Source organism: Pseudofulvimonas gallinarii (assembly GCF_004343305.1).
Classification (GTDB): Bacteria; Pseudomonadota; Gammaproteobacteria; order Xanthomonadales; family UBA2363; genus Pseudofulvimonas; species Pseudofulvimonas gallinarii.
Genome location: NZ_SMAF01000010.1, coordinates 61464 through 78018, shown reverse-complemented (window position 1 = coordinate 78018; position 16555 = coordinate 61464). Strand labels below are relative to the sequence as shown.

The window sequence follows — 16555 nt, the reverse complement described above, 5'->3', positions numbered from 1 at the left end:
TGTCCCTCCCGGAACCGCCTGGACCTGCCGATGCCCGCTTTCTCCCTGGATGACGCCCGCCGGACCTACTCGTTGCCGTACTGGGGCGAGGGCTACTTCGACGTCGACGGCGCCGGCCGTCTGGTCGTGCGGCCGGACCGCGACGCCCGCCGGCAGGTGGCGCTGGCCGACGTGGTCGAACAGGCACGCGGCCAGGGCCTGAAGATGCCGCTGCTGGTTCGCTTCTCCGACATCCTCGGCGACCGCCTCGCCCGCATGCAGGCGGCGTTCGCCACCGCGATGGCGGAGTTCGACTATGACGGCGGCTACACCGCGGTCTATCCGATCAAGGTCAACCAGCACCTCAGCGTCGCCGGCGAACTGGTCGCGCGCGCCGGTCCGGGCTTCGGCCTGGAAGCGGGCAGCAAGCCGGAGCTGGTGGCCGTGTTGGCGCTGTCGCGCGGCGGCATCGTCATCTGCAATGGCTACAAGGACCGCGAGTACATCCGCCTGGCGCTGATCGGCCGCAAGCTCGGCCTGGACGTCTTCATTGTCATCGAGAAGCCGTCCGAGCTCGACACCGTGCTCGAGGAATCGGCCGCGCTGGGCGTCGAGCCGCTGCTGGGCGCGCGCCTGCGCCTGGCATCGCTGGGCGCCGGCAAGTGGCAGAACACCGGTGGCGACAAGGCCAAGTTCGGCCTGTCGCCGCGGCAGCTGCTCGATCTTGCCGAGCGGCTGCGCGCCGTCGGCAAGCTCGATGCGCTGCGCCTTTTGCACTTCCACATGGGCTCGCAGATTTCCAATCTGCGCGACATTGCCGGCGGCATGCGCGAGGCGACGCGCTACATGTCCGAGCTGGTCCGCCTCGGCGCCGACATCCGCTACATGGACGTCGGTGGTGGCCTCGGAATCGACTACGAAGGCACGCGTTCGCGCAGCTACTGTTCGATCAACTATTCGCTCGAGCAGTATGCGTCGACGGTGGTGGAAGCCATCGACGAGGCCTGTCGCGCCAATGGCATCGCGGCACCGCATGTGATCACCGAGGCCGGGCGCGCGATGACCGCGCACCATGCCGTGCTGGTTGCCGGCGTCAGCGAAGTCGAGACGGCGCCGCTGGGCGCCGTGCCGGCCGAGCGCGAGGACGAGCCGAGCGCGCTGTGGCACCTGCGCGAGATCCTGACCGCCTTCGACCGCCGGCCACCGCTGGAGCTGTACCACGAGGCGGTGCACTACCTCGCGGAAGGCCAGGCGCGCTACGCACAGGGTGAACTTTCGATAGAGGACCGCGCCGCGCTCGACGATCTGTTCTACGCCATTGCCCACGGCGTGCGTGCGCGCCTGAAGAACGAGGAGCGCGCGCACCGGCAGGTGCTGGACGACCTCAACGACAAGCTGGTCGACAAGTACTTCGTCAATTTCTCCGTGTTCCAGTCGATTCCCGACGTCTGGGCGATCGACCAGGTGTTCCCGATCGTGCCGATCACGCGGCTGGACGAGCGTCCGGACCGCAACGGCGTGATCGCCGACCTGACCTGCGATTCCGACGGCCGCATCGACCTGTACGTGGATTCCGAGGGCGTCGATTCCAGCCTGCCACTGCACGCCCTGCGCGAAGGCGAGGCCTACCACCTGGGCTTCTTCCTGGTCGGCGCCTACCAGGAGACGCTGGGCGACATCCACAACCTGTTCGGCGACACCGATTCGGTCGACGTGGTGCTGGATGGCGACGGTTTCCGCCTGCGCCAGCCGCGCCGCGGCGACAGCGCCGACCGCCTGCTCGGCATGGTCGGCTACGACGTCAACGACCTGCGCCGGCTGTTCGCGCAGAAGCTCGATCGCGCCGGCCTGGCGCCGGCAGAGCGCGCCTCGCTGCACGGCCATCTGGAAGCCGGCCTGACCGCCTACACCTATCTGGACGACGCCGGCTGAGGCCGGCGAAGTCCTCGCGGTCAGCTGCCGCGCAGGCGCTGCCGCAGGGTGGCGGCGAAGCGGTCGGCGGCGTCTGGTGCGGACGCGAAGAACATCGACGGCTCGACCAGCTCCAGTTCCAGCAGCATCGGCCCGGATGGCGACGGCAGCAGGTCAACGCGCGCATAGGCCGGCGTTGCGAAGGGCAGCGCCGACAGCACCTGGCGGGCGACTTCGAGTTCCGCATCCGAAGGCTGCCGCGCGCTGATGCGTTCCTGCGCGAACAGCGCCGTGCCGATGGCGGCGTCGCGATGCAGCAGCGGCGCCTTGCGGATGGCGTGCGAGAACCCGCCGTCGTAGAACAGCAGCGCGGTTTCGCCGGTGCTGTCCACGTCCTCCAGGTACGGCTGCACCAGGACGTGTGATCCGCTGTCGAGCAGTTCGCGGACATGGCGTGCCGCCTCGTCGCGTTCGCCGGCACGGAAGCGGCGCACGCCTGCAGAGCCGGCGCCGACGCAGGGCTTGGCGACGAACTCGCCGCTGTCCGGCAACACGATGTCCTCGCCCGGAGCGAAGTAATGCGACGGGATCACCGGCACGCCACTTTTCGCCAGCTCTCCAAGGTAGCGCTTGTCGACGTTCCAGCGCACGACTTCGGGCGCGTTGAACAGCCGCCTTGCCACCGCATCGCGGCCGCACCAGGCGAGAAACCCGTCGAGCCTGCTGATGTAGTCCCAGGTCGAGCGCAGCACGATGCCGTCGAACCGCGACCAGGACACGGTCGGGTCGTCCCAGGCGACGATGACCGGTTCGATGCCGGCACGACCGCAGGCAGCGGCGAGCGGGGCGAGGTCCTCGTCGAGGACGCAGGATGCGATGGCAGTGACAAGCGCAACGGTGGTCATGGGCTCATTCTAGCGGCGCCCGCGGAAAGGGCCGCCCGCATTCTCCTGAGGCCGCAGCGGCCGCGGTCCCGGGTGGTCCGCAGCCACGGATGCGGGATCAGGGGGGCCGACGGCCGGTCACGGGTTCCGGCGCGTGCGCACCGCGCGACGCCGGACCCGGCCAAAAAAGAGCGCCGGCAAGGCCGGCGCACAAGTCGATTGCGTGCGGATGCGGCCGCGCGCCATCAGGGAGAGTGCTACTTCGAAATATCGACGTCCTTGGTCTCGCGCAGGAACAGCGAGCCGATGATGAAGGTCATGCCGGCGACGATGATCGGATACCACAGGCCCGAGTAGATGTTGCCGGTGAGCAGCACCACGGCGAATGCAGTGGTCGGCAGGAAACCGCCGAACCAGCCGTTGCCGATGTGGTAGGGCAGCGACATCGAGGTGTAGCGGATGCGCGTCGGGAACAGTTCGACCAGCCAGGCGGCGATGGGGCCGTAGACCATGGTCACGTACAGCACCAGGATGGTCAGCAGCAACAGCACCATAGGCTTGTTCATCTGGCTGTTGTCGGCGGTCTTCGGATAACCGGCGGCGTCGATGGCGGCGGTGACGTCCGCCGTCAGCTTCGCCTGCGCCGCCTGGGCTTCTTCCGGCGTCATGCGGCTCAGGTCGACGCTCTGGATCTCGGTATCGCCGATCTTCACCCGTGCCAGGGAGCCGGGCGCGGCATCCTGGTTGGTGTAGGTCACGCTGCGCTGGTTGAGCAGGTTCTTGACGATGTCGCAGGAGTTGTTGAACTTGACGTGGCTCTTCAACTCGCCGGGAACGAACTGGAACGAGCAGTCGCTCGGGTCGGCGATGACCACGCCCGGCGACGTCGCCATGGCGCGCTCCAGGGCCGGGTTCGCGTAGTGCGTCAGGCCCTTGAAGATCGGGAAGTAGGTCAGCATCGCCAGCAGGCAGCCGGCCATGATGATCGGCTTGCGACCGATCTTGTCGGACAGCCAGCCGAACAGGATGAAGCCGCCGGTGGCGATCGCCAGTGCCGCGGCGATGAACAGGTTGGCGGTGACGGCGTCGACCTTGAGCGTCTGGGTCATGAAGAACAGCGCGTAGAACTGGCCGGCGTACCACACCACAGCCTGGCCCGCAGTGGCACCGAGCAGGGCCAGCAGGACGATCTTGCCGTTCGACCAGTTGCCGAAGCTTTCGGTCAGTGGTGCCTTCGAACGCGTGCCTTCTTCCTTCATCTTCCGGAACAGCGGCGACTCGTTGAGCTGCATGCGGATCCAGATCGAAATCACCAGCAGCAGGAAGGAGATCAGGAACGGAATACGCCAGCCCCATTCGCGGAAGGCTTCTTCGCCGAGCAGGGTGCGCACGCCGAGGATCACCAGCAGCGACAGGAACAGGCCGACGGTGGCTGTCGTCTGGATGAAGCTGGTGTACAGGCCGCGCTTGCCGGGTGGTGCGTGTTCGGCGACGTAGGTGGCTGCGCCACCGTACTCACCGCCAAGGGCGAGGCCCTGAAGGCAGCGCAACACGACCAGAAGAATGGGCGCCGCCATGCCTATGGTGTCGTAGGTCGGCAGCACGCCGACCAGGAAGGTCGACACGCCCATGATCACGATGGTGATGAGGAAGGTGTATTTGCGGCCGATCAGGTCACCGAGCCGGCCGAACACGATGGCGCCAAAGGGACGCACTGCGAAACCGGCGGCAAAGGTCAGCAGCGCCATGATGAAAGCGCTGCTGGGTGGCAGGGCCGAGAAGAAGTGCACGGCAATGACGGCCGCCAGCGAGCCGTACAGGTAGAAGTCGTACCACTCGAACACGGTGCCCAGGCTGGAAGCGAGGATCACCTTCTTGTGTTCCCGGGTCATCGGCGTGCTTGCGGCCGGGATTCGGTCAGCGGTTGTGGACATGGTCTCGGCTCTCCTCAGAAGCTGTACTTGGCGTGGAAATGCAGACGGGTCAGGTCGCCGTCGGCACCGTTCTCGAGCTCGCGCACGCCGTACATGAGTTCAAGGCCCAGGTCGAGCTTGGGCAGGGGCGTCCAGATCGCGTTCGCATGGAAACTGTGCACCTGCTTGGTGATGCCCAGCCCCGTGTTGGCGGTGTCGTTGTCGTATTGCGATCGCGCGTAGAACAGGTTGGTGCGGAACTTCGCGTTGAAGGCGTGGCGCCATGCGACGAATCCGGCCAGCGTGTCGATGGCATCCAGCTCGCCGCCCGCGTCCAGTACGGCGTCATTGGTGATCGCCAGGCCGATGTAGCGGCTGATGCCGCGACCGGCGGTCAGCATGTAGCGGATGTCGTCCCTGGGTCCGAGCACGAAGCGGCCGGAGGCACTGACGCCGTAGCCGGTGATGCTGTCCTCGATGCTGGTCGCCGGGTTTTCGTAGCGGAGCTGGCGGAACAGTCCGGCAATGCCGAAGTGGCCCCAGTCACCCTTGCGCGTGTAGCGCACGGTGAAGTCCGGCAGGCTGTTGTCCTCACTGCTGATGCGCGCGCCGCCACCGTGCGGCGTGACCAGGGTTTCCGGGTTTTCCGCCGAGAACGACCAGTTGCCCGTGGTGTAGCGCAGCTGCGCCTGGCGCACGAACGTGGTGCCGTCGGTCGGGCCGATGAAGTCGACGGAGTCGGGCAGCGCCGCGACATCCTGGAAGTTCGACCAGGTCTGGCCGGCCAGCCACTTGTTCCAGGTGGCATAGGCATGGCGGATGGTCACGCCGTAGGTGTTGGTGGCCGCTTCGTTGCCGAGCGCGCTGCCGAACAGGTCGAATTCCAGGTAGCCGCGCAGTTTGTCGCCGGAGTCCAGCGTGGTGTCCGCGGACAGCCAGAACCGCGAGAACTGCGCGTGCATGTCCAGGTCGGCGCCTTCGTCGGTGCCGCCCACGGGGATCGCGCCGGGCAGGTAGAGCGCCCGTGCGCCACCGGCACCTTCGGCCAGTTCTCCGTCACTGGTGTTCGTCGCCATGGCGTCGAGCTTGATGAAGCCGCCGTAGGTCAGGCGTGTGCCGGGATTCGCAGCCGGCGTCAGCGTGCTCGCCTGGATGGCAGCGGTACCGGCCGGCAGGGCCGCGGCGGCCGGAATCGCGTCGAGACGCGCCGCCTGCGCACTCTGTTCGGTGCGGACGGCGGCGGTTTCACTGCGGATCGACTGCTGCTGTTCGAGCAGCTGCTGCACAACCGCTTCGAGTTGCGCCACGCGTTCCTCCAGCGCGCGTTCGCGATCGGTCTGTGCGTAGGCGGCGCTGGCGCCCAGCGATGTCGCGATGGCGAATGCCAGGCAGGTGAAGCGCCGCGCAGGCCTTCCTTGCTGATGGGGTTTCATCCTGTACTCCTCCCTAGAGTCGAGAACGGGAGCACGATGGCGGGCGGCCCTGGCCGCGGATATTCGCCATTGGTCGAGCGCTGTGATCCGGATCACCGCTGCGCGGGCGCGTTGTTGCGATGCACAGTGCGTTGATTCGGCAGCGATGCCTGCAGGATGAGGCTGTATCCAAGGCCGATGCAGCCGGGCTGTTGCGACGCGACAAGACCTGCCGGTCAGACCAAAGTCTAATTGGTGAACCCCGCTGCAGACCGAATAGTGCCGGTCAGATCCGTTCAGACACAGGAGTTTCGCCCGTGACCACGCCCAGCCTCATCCCGGTCAAACCCGAGGTCGCCGCCAGGACCCGCATCGACAGCGAGGCCTATGCGCGCCTTTACCGGGAGTCGATCGACGACAACGAGGGATTCTGGCGTCGAGAGGGCCAGCGGGTCGACTGGATGCGGCCCTACACGCAGGTGAAGGACGTGTCCTTCGATGCCAGCGACCTGCACATCCGCTGGTACGCCGATGGCCAGCTCAATGTGTCGGCCAACTGCCTTGACCGCCATCTTGAAAAGCGCGGCGACAAAACCGCCATCATCTGGGAACCCGATAACCCGGCCGACGCGCCGCGCCACATCACCTACCGGCAGCTGCACGAGGAAGTGTGCCGCTTCGCCTCGGCCCTGAAGGCCCAAGGCGTCGGCAAGGGCGATCGCGTCACGATCTACATGCCGATGGTGCCCGAGGCGGCGGTGGCGATGCTGGCCTGCGCCCGCATCGGTGCGATGCATTCGGTGGTATTCGGCGGTTTCTCGCCGGACTCGCTGGCCAGCCGCATCGTCGATTCCGGTTCAAGGGTGGTCATCACCGCCGACGAAGGCGTGCGCGGCGGTCGCGCCATCCCGCTGAAGGGCAATGTCGACGAAGCGCTGGCGCAGCCCGGCGTGGATTCGGTGGAGAAGGTCATCGTCGTGCGTCGCACCGGCGGCCGCATCAACTGGTTCGAGGACCGCGACCTCTGGTACGGCGACCTGATCGCCGACGCTTCACCCGACTGCCCGCCCGAGGCGATGGATGCCGAGGCGCCGCTGTTCATGCTGTACACCTCCGGCTCCACCGGCAAGCCCAAGGGCGTGCTGCATACCACCGGCGGATACCTCGTATACGTCGCCATGACTCACGAGCTGGTGTTCGACCTGCGCGAGGACGATATCTTCTGGTGTACCGCCGACGTCGGCTGGATCACCGGGCACAGCTACGTCGTCTATGGGCCGCTGGCCAACGGCGCCACGACGGTGATGTTCGAAGGCGTACCCAACCATCCCGATGTCGACCGCTTCTGGCAGGTCTGCGACCGCCACCGCGTGACCATCCTCTACACCGCGCCGACGGCGATCCGTGCGCTGATGCGCGAAGGCGACGAGCCAGTGCAGCGCTGGCGGCGTGATTCGATCCGCCTGCTCGGTTCGGTCGGCGAGCCGATCAATCCGGAGGCCTGGGGCTGGTACTACCGCGTCGTCGGCGAGGAGCGTTGCCCGGTCGTCGATACCTGGTGGCAGACGGAAACCGGCGGCATCCTGATTTCGCCGCTGCCGGGCGCCACCGACCTCAAGCCCGGCTCGGCGACGCGGCCGCTGTTCGGCATCCAGCCGGCCCTGGTCGATGCCGAAGGGCGCATCCTCGAGGGCGCGACGGAAGGCAACCTGGTGCTGCTGGATTCCTGGCCGGGGCAGATGCGCACGGTCTATGGCGACCACCAGCGCTTCATCGACACCTATTTCAAGACCTATGCGGGGATGTACTTCACCGGCGACGGCTGCCGTCGCGACGAGGACGGCTACTACTGGATCACCGGCCGCGTCGACGACGTCATCAACGTCTCCGGACATCGCATCGGCACCGCGGAAGTGGAAAGCGCGCTGGTCGCGCACGCCGCCGTGGCCGAAGCCGCGGTCGTCGGATTCCCGCACGACATCAAGGGCCAGGGCATCTACGCCTTCGTCACCCTGACCAGTGATTCGCAACCCAGCGAAGACCTGCGCAAGGAGCTGGTGCAGACCGTGCGCGCCTGCATCGGGCCGATCGCGTCGCCGGACCACATCCAGTGGGCGCCGGGCCTGCCGAAAACCCGTTCCGGCAAGATCATGCGCCGCATCCTGCGCAAGATCGCGGCCAACGAACATGACCAGCTCGGTGACATCTCGACGCTGGCCGATCCGGGAGTGGTCGAGGGCCTGGTGAACAACCGGCTGATCCGCTGACATGGCATCGTGTCCCGCTGCAGGCGGTCGCTGCCCGCAATGGACCGGGATCGCACCGCGTGCTGGCTGGCATGACGTTGCGCGACCTGGTCGCTCATACCCTGGGGCCCGATGGAAATCCTGATCGCCGATGACCACCCGCTGTTCCGCGATGCGCTCAAGCGCGCGGTGACGCGCGCAATGCCCGACGCCCAGCTGGTCGAAGCGGACAGCGTATCGGGACTGCTCGACATGGCGGCCGCGCATCCGGATGCCGACCTGCTGCTGCTCGACCTGAACATGCCCGGTGCACATGGCTTCAACGCGCTGGTGCATATCCGCGGCCAGTATCCGCAGGTGCCGGTCGTGGTGGTGTCGGCGCGTGAGGAAGCGGCGACGATGCGCCAGGCCATCGCCTTCGGTGCTTCCGGATTCATCCCCAAGTCGGCCAGCCTCGAAGTGATTTCCGACGCGCTTGCGCAGGTGATGGATGGCCAGGTCTGGCTGCCGCCGGATGTCGAAGCCGGCGAGACGTCGTCGCCGGATGATGCCGACCTCGCCGCGCGCATCGCCGAGCTGACGCCGCAGCAGTTCCGTGTGCTGCTGATGCTCGGCGAAGGCCTGCTGAACAAGCAGATCGCCTGGGAGCTGGGTGTGTCGGAGGCGACCATCAAGGCGCACATGACGGCGATCATGCGCAAGCTTGGCGCCAGCAATCGCACCCAGGTGCTGGTGTTGACGGGAAGGCTGGCACTGGAAGGCGGCACGCCGTCGATGCCGGCCGGCTGATCGGCAGCGGGCGACGCGACGGCGCCTGCTGCCCGGGTCCCGGGTATCGACGATGCCGGGCCGGGATGGTTCATTGCGACAGCGTCGCAGCGCCGGTTCTTCCTGCAATCCGGTCAAGCCTGACGGCTGCTCCCGCTGCTCCCGCTGCTCCCGCTGCAGCCGCGTGCAGCGCCCGTCCGCGCGGTGGCTTCACCCGGCAGGCAACGTGCGCAAGCAGGCGCTGTCAGGGCCCGGGTGGCGGCCTGTCGCTGGCCCGCCGGTTGGGCGTCTGCCGCGACAACTGCAGCGCGCTCCAGGCGGCACCCAGCTGCGCACGCAATACCGCCGGCTTCACCGGCTTGCGCATGACGACAAAGCCGGCGGCGCGCGCGCGCGCCGTGAGCGTCTCGCTGCTGTCGGCGGTGACCAGGGCGCCGCGCGGCGGTGCGCCGGGCCAGCAGCCCTGCAACGCATGCAGGGCATCGATGCCGTCCATGCGGTCATGCAGGTGGAAGTCCACCAGCAGCGCGTCCGGCTTGTCCTGCTGGCACAGGCGCAGGGCCTCGTCGACGCTGGCGGCGGCGATCATCGTGACCTGCCAGCGGTCGAACAGCGCCCGCATGGCATCGAGGATGGCACGGTCGTTGTCGAGGCAGAGCACGCTCATGCCTTCCAGCGACCCGGGACTGCCGATGACGGCGGGACGCTCGCGCTGCACGACCTGCGCATGTGCGTAGGGAACGCGGACCATGAACATGCTGCCGCGGCCGGGCAGCGAGCGCAGGGTCAGGGTGGCGTCGAGCAGATGGCAGATGCGCTGGCAGATGGTGAGGCCCAGCCCGAGCCCGTGTTCGTCCCAGGGCGATTCGGTGTTCAGACGCAGGTATTCGTCGAAGATGTGCTTCTGGTGCTCGATCGGGATGCCCGGGCCGGTGTCGGCGACCAGGAACTCGACGGCGTCGCGCCGGCGCCGGCAACCGACCACGACGCGACCGGTGGCGGTGTAACGCAGCGCGTTGCCGATCAGGTTCTGCAGCACGCGCCGCAGCAGGCGGCGATCGCTGTGCACGTTGACGCGCGTGTCGTGGATGCGCAGCTCGATGTCGCGGCTCGCCGCCAGCGGTGCGAACTGGTCGCGCAGCGAGGCGAGCAGGTCGGCCGCGGCGAAATCGCGGCTGTCCGGATGCAGCCTTCCGGTATCCAGGCGCGAGAGGTCGAGCAGGCCGTCGAGCAGCTCCTCGGCCGCGCGCAGCGAACTGTCGACGCGCTCGGAAAGCTGTCGCACCGCGCGGTCCTCGATGGGATGGTCGCGCAGCGCGGAGGCGAACAGGCGCGCCGCGTGCAGCGGCTGCAGCAGGTCGTGGCTGGCCGCGGCGAGGAAGCGGGTCTTGCTGAGGTTCGCGGATTCCGCCAGCTGCTTGGCGCTGGCCTCCGCGGACAGCGCGCGGCTGAGTTCGTGCGTGCGTTCGATGACGCGCTGTTCCAGCGTTTCGTTGGCGGTGCGCAGCGCGCGCTCGGCGCGCACGTATTCGGTGATGTCGGCGAAGGTCATCAGGTAGCCGCCACCGGGCAGCGGTTCGCCGCGGCTTTCGATCATGCGGCCGTCGGGCCACTCGCGCACATGCAGGTGCGGGCTGCCCTGGCGCATGTGTGACAGGCGCCTCTCGACCTGTTCGTCGAGGCTGTCGCCGCCCTGCCCGCCGAGCAGGCCGCGCTCGGCGTTGCAGCGGATCAGTTCGGCGATCGGCGTGCCCGGATTGACCATGCCGTCCGGATAGTCGAACAGCTCGACATAGCGGCGGTTCCAGGCCACCAGGCGCATGTCGCGATCGACGACGCTGATGCCCTGCGCCATGTGTTCCAGGGTGACGCCGAGCAGTTCGCGGCTGAAGCGCAGCTCCTGCGAGGCGGTGTCGAGCAGGTTCACCACCTGCGCCAGGTCCAGGCCGCTGCCGCTGAGGGCGCCGGTCATGACGTGGCGGGCGGTCGCGGCGCCGACGGCGCCGGCGAGCAGGCGCTCGGTGAACTGCAGCAGCGCCCGGTCGGCATGGTCTTCGCCCCGCAGCACGAGGTTGCGCTCCCGTGCGTAGTCGGCGAAGGCGCGGCGCACGAAGTTCTCGCCGAGCAGGCGCATCGCCAGCTCGCGCAGGTCGTTGATGGTCAGGCGAGCCGCCTCGCCTTCGCCCGGTTCGTGTGGCGGCCGCTGATAGGGTTCCAGGAATCGCGCAGCGCGCAGGCGTTCACTGAGTCCCGGCTGGTTGCGCAGCGACAGCAGGACGAGGATCACCGTGTTGAAGGCCAGCGACCAGAACACGCCGTGCGTGAGCGGCGTCCAGCCACCCAGGCCGAACAGCGCTTCCGGCCGCAGCAGCTCGAAACCGTAAGGCCCCGTCTGCAGCCAGGCGTCCGGCAGCCAGCCGGCGCGGGCGAAGGTCGGCAGCAGCAGCGTGTAGAACCACACCGCGTAGCCACAGACCAGGCCGGCCATGACGCCGGTGCGACTGGCGCCATTCCAGAACAGGCCGGCAAGCATCGCCGGCATGAACTGCGCCACCGCAGCGAACGCGAGCAGGCCCGTTGCCGCCAGCGTGTCCGAATGCGCGGTGAAGCGGTAATAGGCGAATGCCAGCGCCGCCAGCGCGACAATGCCGACGCGGCGCACCCACAACACCACGCGTGACAGATCGCCATCGCGGTCCAGGTGCAGTTTGCGCACGCGCACCAGCCAGGGCATGACCAGGTCGTTGCTGATCATGATGCTGAGCGCGACACTGGCGACGATGACCATGCCGGTCGCGGCCGAGAAGCCGCCGACGAAGGCCAGCAGTGCCAGCGTGTTCTGGCCCTGCGACAGCGGCAGCCAGAGCACGGCGGCATCGGCGGAGACACCGCTGTCCTGCAGCAGCGGCCAGGCGGCCAGCGCGATCGGCGGCACCAGTGCGACGAACACCAGCAGGTACATCGGGAACCAGACGCGCGCACGCTTGAGGTCGGCCGGGTCCTCGCACTCGATCACGCCAACCTGGAATTGCCGCGGCAGGCAGAGCATCGCGCAGAAGGCGAGCAGCGTCTGCGCGAGAAAACCGCCGGGCCAGTGCAGTCGTTCGATGGGCAGCGGCGCCAGCGGGGTGGTCGCCGCTTCCGGCGGATGGAACAGCAGCCACACCGCATAGGCGCCGACGGCGGCGAAGGCGATCAGCTTCACCATCGATTCCAGCGCCACTGCCAGCATCATGCCGTGGTGGTGTTCGGTCGCGTCGATCTGCCGCGTGCCGAACAGGATCGAGAACAGCGCCAGCATCACCGCGACCCAGAACGCGGTATCGGCCAGGATGGACGGCGTGGTGTCGCCGGCCGGGGTGCCGGACAGCACCTGTATGCTCATCGCCACCGCCTTGAACTGCAGCGCGACGTAAGGCACCGCCGCCGTCAGCGCGATCAGCGCGACCGCCACCGCCAGTGGCTGCGACTTGCCGAAGCGGGAGGCGATGAAGTCGCCGATCGAGGTGATGCTCTGGTCCTTGGCGATCAGGATCATGCGCTCGATCAGGCGGGGTGCCAGCACGAACAGCAGGATCGGGCCGAGATAGATCGCGAAGTAGTTCCAGCCTGAAGTAATCGCGTTGCCGACCGCGCCATAGAACGTCCACGACGAGCAGTACACCGCCAGCGCCAGGCTGTACACCAGCGGTCGCAGCCGCGGTCGCGTCGGATACAGCGGCCGGCGGTCGCCGACGTAGGCGACGGCGAACAGCAGCCCGACATAGGCCACCGACACCAGCAGAAGCACCCAGTCGCTGATCATCTCCCCTCCTCAGGCCGGCGATGGTACGACGCGCAAGGCGCTTGGCAGGGATCGGAAGGTGCTGCGGCGCACAACCCGTGTCAGGGTACGGAACCGGAAGTGTGGCGCCGCAAGGGCAGTGGCGCGGCTACATGGCGACGCTTCACCGTCGGGCATCACGGCGGCGCCACGACGACAGCGTGTCGACACCGGCCAGTGACCCGCCGCGCCGGGTGGCAGGCCACGACATGCGAACCACGCCCGTGCTCCTGCGTCTGCGTCTGCGTCTGCGTCTGCGTCTGCGTCTGCGCTTGCGCGGCGCGAAGTGGCCGATGTGGAAGCCGCTGCGATGGACCGATGAAACGAGCCGCCCGCCGGCGATGCGGTGGGCGCAGTCGATGCGATCCGACGGTCAGAGGTTCTGGTAGTTCGGTCCCGAGCCGCCTTCCGGCGTCACCCAGTTGATGATCTGGTACGGGTCCTTGATGTCGCAGGTCTTGCAATGCACGCAGTTGGCGGCGTTGATCTGCAGGCGCTTGCCGGCGCCATCCTCGACGATCTCGTACACGGCGGCGGGGCAGAAGCGCGTGCAGGGATTGGCGTATTCCTCGGCGCAGCGCGTGACGCAGATCTGCGGGTCCAGCACGTGCAGGTGCACCGGCTGGTCCTCGTCATGCTCGGTGGCGGCGAAGTACACGCCGGCCAGGCGGTCGCGTGGCGGCAATGTACGATCGACGTAGTCGCGCTTGGGCGATTCGTAGTGCCCGATCTTCTCCAGGCTGCTCCAGTCCGCCTTGTTGCGCAGCGTCCACGGCGACCGGCCACCGGTGACGGTTTCCCAGGCGGCGTTGAACAGGCCGAACCACAGCCCCTTCTTGAAGGCGGGCTTGATGTTGCGCACCTTGCGCAGCTCGGACATGGCCGGCGAGGCGCGCAGGCGTGCATCCCAGCCCGCCGGCGACAGATCGCTGGTGACGAGGTGCTCGGCGGCGAGCATGCCGCTGCGGAAGGCCTGGTGGGTGCCCTTCACCTTGGGCACGTTGAGCAGGCCGGCGGTGTCGCCGATCAGCAGCGCGCCCGGCATTTCCACCTTCGGCAGCGACTGGTAGCCGCCGGTGACGATGGCGCGCGCGCCGGCGCTGAGTATGTTGCCGCCCTCGAGCAGCGCCTTCATCTTCGGATGGTTCTTCCACTGCTGGAAGGCTTCGTAGGGCTGGTAGCGCGGGTCCTCGTAGTCGAGGCCGGACACGTAGCCGATCGCCACCTGGTCGTTCTCCAGGTGGTAGACGAAGCTGCCGCCATAGGTGCGGTTGTCGGCCGGCCAGCCGAAGCTGTGGACGATCCTGCCGGGTTTCGTCCGGCCCGACGGCAGTTGCCACAGTTCCTTGATGCCGATCGAGTAACCCTGCGGGTCGCTGTCGCGGTCCAGTCCGAAGCGCTTGACCAGCTGCTTGGTGAGGTGGCCGCGCGCGCCTTCGGCGAGCACGGTGACCTTGGCGCGGATGTCGATGCCCTGCGTGTAGCCGGGCTTGTGGCTGCCGTCCCGGGCGATGCCCATGTCGCCGATGCGCACGCCGGCAACAGCGCCGGATTCGTCGAACACCGGTTCGGCGGCGGCGAAACCCGGGAAGATCTCGACGCCCAGCGCTTCGGCCTGTGGCGCCAGCCACGCGCACAGGGCGCCCAGCGAGACGATGAAATTCCCGTGGTTGCGCATGCCGGGCGGCACTGGCAGCTTGCGGCCGCCGGTCTTCGACAGCAGCCAGAATTCGTCGTCGCCAGCGGGGACGCAGACCGGCGGCGGATTGTCGCGCCAGCCCGGCAGCAGCTCGTCCAGGGGCTGCGGCTCGATGACCGCGCCGGAGAGGATGTGGGCACCGACCGCCGACGCCTTCTCGATGACGCAGACCGACAACTCGGGCCGCAACTGCTTCAGGCGCATGGCGAAACTGAGCCCGGCAGGGCCGGCGCCAACGGTCACCACGTCATATTCCATGACCTCGCGGTCGCTCATCGTCATCTCCTTGAACGCACCCGGATTATAGGCCGGCCGGCCCCCCGGACGCGCCGGATGCGCGTCCCGGCGCATTGGCCCCTTCCCTCAGGACCGCGCTGGTACTAGCCTGCACGGACTTTTTTGGCTGGGGAGCATGGCCCGATGGCGGCTGTGGGTTCGGTTCTGTTCGGTATCTTCGGGCTGATGGTGCTGCTCTCCATCGCCTGGCTGTTCTCCGCCAGCAAGCGGAAGGTCGACTGGCGGCTGGTGGCCACCGGTGTCGTGCTGCAGGTCGCCTTCGCGATGCTGGTGCTGATGGTGCCGGGCGGGCGCGACGTGTTCGATTCGCTCAGCCATGGCTTCGTCAACATCCTCTCGTATGTCGCTGCCGGCTCGAAATTCATTTTCGGCGCCGTCGCCGACGAGCGCCTGATCGGCGGCGCCATCGCGGCCGGCCAGGGCGAGACCGGGCCGGATGCCTTCAAGCCCTACGGTTTCATCTTCGCCGTCCAGGTGCTGCCGACGATCATCTTCTTCGCGGCGCTGATGGGCGTGCTCTACCACCTGGGCGTGATGCAGTTCATCGTGCGCATGATCGCGCTGGGCATCACCAGGGTCATGCGCGTCTCCGGCGCGGAAACCACCAGCGTCTGCGCCAGCATTTTCATCGGCCAGACCGAGGCGCCGCTGACGGTGAAGCCCTACCTGTCGTCGATGACGAAGTCGGAACTGCTGACGGTGATGATCGGCGGCATGGCGCACATCGCCGGCGGCGTCCTCGCGGCCTACGTCATGCTGCTCGGCGGCGGCGATCCCGAGCAACAGGCCTATTACGCCAAGCACCTGCTCACGGCCAGCATCATGGCCGCACCGGCGACGCTGGTGATCGCAAAGATCCTGATGCCGGAAACCGGCGACCCGGTGACGCTGGGCAAGGTGCGCATGCAGGTCGACAAGACCACGGTCAATGTCATCGACGCCGCCGCCTCCGGCGCCGCCGAAGGCCTGAAGCTGGCGCTGAACGTCGGCGCCATGCTGCTCGCTTTCGTGGCCCTGATCGCGCTGCTGAACGCACCGCTGATGTGGCTCGGCGAGGTCACCGGCATTGCCGGCTGGCTGGGCAAGCCGACCGACATGTCGACGTTGCTGGGCTACCTGCTGGCGCCGATCGCCTGGGTGATCGGCGTGCCCTGGCAGGATGCCGAGACAGTGGGTTCGCTGATCGGCCAGAAGATCGTCGTCAATGAATTCGTCGCCTACCTGAGCCTGTCGCAGATCCAGGACACGCTGAGCGAACATGGCCGCCTGCTGGCCACGTATGCGCTGTGCGGCTTCGCCAATTTCTCGTCCATCGCCATCCAGATCGGCGGCATCGGCGGCCTGGCGCCGGATCGCCGCAGCGACCTGGCCCGCTTCGGCATGCGCGCCGTGCTCGGCGGCACGCTGGCGACGCTGATGACGGCCACCATCGCCGGCGTGATCTCCAGGTTCTGATCGAATCCCGACGGCCGGGGGTGTCCTTGCGGGCATCGCCGGCGACGCCGGCCCGCGTTTCCGCATGCGGTACCGGGCCCCGCGCGTCCTATGTCGGGTGTCAATGCATTCTGTCGCATCCCTCTGCGAAGACGGCGCGTTCGCGCCATCGGCCCCAGCAGCCGGAAC

The 16555-nt window shown here is 67.7% G+C and carries 9 protein-coding genes; 4 read left to right on the top strand and 5 right to left on the bottom strand.

Annotated elements, in window-relative coordinates:
• Positions 1–30: 30 nt before the first annotated feature.
• Positions 31–1911, top strand: a complete 1881-nt coding sequence (speA, locus tag EDC25_RS08595; protein ID WP_123520931.1) for an arginine decarboxylase — start codon at positions 31–33, stop codon at positions 1909–1911.
• A 20-nt stretch (positions 1912–1931) separates the two neighbouring features.
• Here the strand turns inward: speA and EDC25_RS08590 are convergent, their stop codons facing one another.
• From EDC25_RS08590 to EDC25_RS08580, 3 genes are all read right to left on the bottom strand, one after another.
• The gene (locus tag EDC25_RS08590) at positions 1932–2795 is read right to left on the bottom strand and encodes an ATP-grasp domain-containing protein (RefSeq protein WP_123520932.1); all 864 of its coding nucleotides are present in this window, start codon (positions 2793–2795) and stop codon (positions 1932–1934) included.
• 236 nt (positions 2796–3031) lie between these two features.
• The gene (locus tag EDC25_RS08585) at positions 3032–4708 is read right to left on the bottom strand and encodes an MFS transporter (protein WP_205984857.1); all 1677 of its coding nucleotides are present in this window, start codon (positions 4706–4708) and stop codon (positions 3032–3034) included.
• Between the two features lie 14 nt (positions 4709–4722).
• Positions 4723–6120: a DcaP family trimeric outer membrane transporter gene (locus tag EDC25_RS08580; protein ID WP_243695115.1), complete on the bottom strand. Its 1398-nt coding sequence runs from the start codon at positions 6118–6120 to the stop codon at positions 4723–4725.
• A 296-nt stretch (positions 6121–6416) separates the two neighbouring features.
• Between EDC25_RS08580 and acs the strand changes: the two genes are divergently transcribed.
• Together acs and EDC25_RS08570 are read left to right on the top strand one after the other, a co-directional pair.
• The gene (gene acs / locus EDC25_RS08575) at positions 6417–8366 is read left to right on the top strand and encodes an acetate--CoA ligase (protein ID WP_243695114.1); all 1950 of its coding nucleotides are present in this window, start codon (positions 6417–6419) and stop codon (positions 8364–8366) included.
• 111 nt (positions 8367–8477) lie between these two features.
• Positions 8478–9134 carry a response regulator transcription factor gene (locus tag EDC25_RS08570; protein ID WP_123520934.1) on the top strand — a complete coding sequence of 219 codons (657 nt, stop codon included), beginning with the start codon at positions 8478–8480 and terminating at the stop codon, positions 9132–9134.
• A gap of 223 nt (positions 9135–9357) precedes the next feature.
• Here EDC25_RS08570 and EDC25_RS08565 read toward each other — a convergent pair whose 3' ends face one another.
• Together EDC25_RS08565 and EDC25_RS08560 are read right to left on the bottom strand one after the other, a co-directional pair.
• Entirely contained in the window at positions 9358–12918 is a 3561-nt protein-coding gene (locus EDC25_RS08565; protein WP_132577413.1) for a PAS domain-containing hybrid sensor histidine kinase/response regulator, read from the bottom strand.
• Between the two features lie 391 nt (positions 12919–13309).
• Positions 13310–14911, bottom strand: coding sequence for an electron transfer flavoprotein-ubiquinone oxidoreductase (locus EDC25_RS08560; RefSeq protein WP_123520935.1), 1602 nt, complete (start codon positions 14909–14911; stop codon positions 13310–13312).
• 144 nt (positions 14912–15055) lie between these two features.
• Between EDC25_RS08560 and EDC25_RS08555 the strand changes: the two genes are divergently transcribed.
• Positions 15056–16387, top strand: a complete 1332-nt coding sequence (locus EDC25_RS08555) for a NupC/NupG family nucleoside CNT transporter (protein WP_123520936.1) — start codon at positions 15056–15058, stop codon at positions 16385–16387.
• Positions 16388–16555 lie beyond the last annotated feature (168 nt).